Raw genomic sequence first — 2,498 nt, 5'->3', positions numbered from 1 at the left:
AGAGGCGCGCGCCGGGCTCCGCGCTGAACGGATCCGGCAGGAAGCGCTCGGCCGTCAGGTCCGGCCGGCCCAGGTAGCCGCGCGTGAGGCCTTCGCCGGAGAAGCACAGCTCGCCCGGCGTGCCGAAGGGCACCAGGCGCTGCCGCGCGTCGAGCACATACGCGTTCAGGTTCGCCAGCGGCCTGCCGATGACGGGCTCCGTCCTCGGGCTGCCCTGGATGGGCGCGGCCGTCGTGCCGACGGTGCACTCCGTGGGGCCGTACGCGTTGAAGGCGCGCGTGCGGTCCGTCGCGGCCAGCTTCCGCCACGACTCGGAATCCAGCGCGTCGCCGCCCAGCACGATGAGGGGCGGCACCCAGGCGCGCTCCAGCAGCCCGGCCGCCAGCAGCGGCTTGAGCTGCGCGGGCGTGCAGTCCAGCGAGTCGATGCGGTGCTGCTCCAGCCACGCGAGCATCGCCTCCGGCTCCAGGCGCAGCGCGTCCGGGACGACGTACAGGCAGTGGCCGTCGATGAGCTGCACCACGCGCTCCATCACCGCGTCGAAGTACAGCGGCGCGTTGACGGTGACGCGCTGGCCCCGGGGCTGGCCCGCGTAGAGCGCGCGGCCCATGGCCCGGTGCAGGTTGAGCACGGAGCGGTGCTGCACCATCACGCCCTTGGGCGTGCCCGTGGAGCCGGACGTGTACAGCACGTACGCCAGGTGCTCCGGGCCCGTCAGCGCGGGCAGGGGCTCGTGCGAGAGGGCCCCCAGGCCGGCCTGCTCCACGTCCAGCCACAGCTCCTGGGCGCCATACGGGCTCCAGTCGCCGCACGCGGCCTCCGTCGTGACGAGCACGGCCGCGCCGCTGTCGCGCAGCACGAAGTCCTTGCGCGCGGAGGGGGCTCCCGGATCCAACGGCACGAAGGCGCCGCCGGCCTTGAGCACCGCGAGCAGCGCGATGATGGCCTCCACCGAACGCTCCAGGCACAGGGCGACCCGCACCTCCGGGCCCACCCCCATGGAGCGCAGCCGCCACGCGAGCTGGTTGGCCCGCGTGTCCAGCTGCCGGTACGTCAGCGCCGTGTCTCCGAACACCACGGCCGGGGCGTCCGGGGTGCGCGCCACCTGCCGCTCGATGAGGCCGTGCAGGGTGGCGTCGCGCTCGAAGTCCACCAGCTCACCGCTGCCCGTGCGCACCAGCCGCACCAGCTCCTCCGGCGAGACGAGCGACACGTCCGCCAGCGGCAGGTCCGGCGCATCGCACACGGCCTCCAGCAGCCGGCGTAGGTGGGCCACGAACCGCTCGAGGGTGTTCGCGTCGAACAGGTCCGCGGCGTAGCGGAAGGCGCCCTCGTAGCCGTCGCCCGTGCGGTGCAGGTCCAGCGCCAGCTCGAACTGGGACAGCGTCTCGCCCTCGAAGTGGGCCGGGGTCACGGACAGGCCGGGCACCGCCAGCTCCGACACCGGGGCGTTCTGGAGCGCGAACATCGCCTGGAACAGCGGCGTGCGGCCCAGGTCGCGCTCGGGCTGGAGCGCTTCCACCAGGTGCTCGAAGGGGATGTCCTGGTGCTCGTACGCGCCCAGCGTGGTGGCGCGCACCTGGGCCAGCAGCTCACGGAACGTCGTCCGTGCGCCGATGCGGCCGCGCAGCACCAGCATGTTCACGAAGAAGCCGATGAGGCCCTCCGTCTCCGCGTGCCGGCGGTTCGCGATGGGCGAGCCCACCAGCACGTCGTCCTGCCCGGACACGCGGGACAGCACGGCCTGGAACGCCGCCAGGAGCGCCATGAACGGCGTGGCGCCTTCGGCTTGCGCCAGCGCATCCACGCGCTCGCTCAGGGCGCGCGGCAGCGTCACCCGAATCAGTCCGCCTCGCTGCGAAGCGGTGGCGGTCCTCGGCCTGTCGGTGGGCACGTCCAGGACGAAGGACGCACCGGACAGCTGGTGCTTCCACCACTCCACCTGCGCTTGCAGCACGCCGCCCTGGAGCCAGCCGCGCTGCCAGACGGCGAAGTCCGCGTACTGCACCGGCAGCTCCGGCAGGGCGGGGGGCCGCCCCGCGCGCCGGGCCTCGTAGAGCGCGGTGACCTCCCGCACGAGGATGCCCAGCGACCAGCCGTCGGACACGATGTGGTGCAGGTGCAGCACGAGCAGGTGCTCGCGCGCGTCCAGCTTCAGCAGCAGGGCGCGAATGACCGGCCCGCGCGTCAGGTCGAACGGGCGCAGCGTCTCCGCGTAGCCCAGGCGCTGGGCTTCGGCCTGCTTCGCGGCGCGGCTGCCCAGGCCCGTCAGGTCCACGAGCTCCAGGGGGACGTGGGCCTCGGCGTGGAGGTCCTGCACCGGCTTGCCTGCTTCCATGCGGAACGTCGTGCGCAGGGACTCATGCCGCGCCATCAGCGCGTCCAGGCTGGCGCGCAGCGCGTCCACGTCCAGGTCGCCGTTGAGGCTCAGCGCCAGCGGCATGTTGTAGAGCGGGCTGCCCGGCTCCAGCTGGTCGATGAACCACAGCCGCTGCTGC

Annotated in this window: 1 protein-coding gene; it reads right to left on the bottom strand. The window is 73.3% G+C overall.

From position 1 onward, the window contains the following. Window positions 1–2,498, bottom strand: a 2,498-nt coding sequence (locus tag ACLEQD_RS41310) for a non-ribosomal peptide synthetase (RefSeq protein WP_410391402.1), incomplete at both ends; no start/stop codon positions are given.

The organism is Corallococcus sp. 4LFB (assembly GCF_046520365.1).
Lineage (GTDB): Bacteria > Myxococcota > Myxococcia > Myxococcales > Myxococcaceae > Corallococcus > Corallococcus caeni.
The sequence above is the reverse complement of the archived record's forward strand: the minus strand, read 5'-3'. Positions and strand labels throughout refer to the sequence as shown.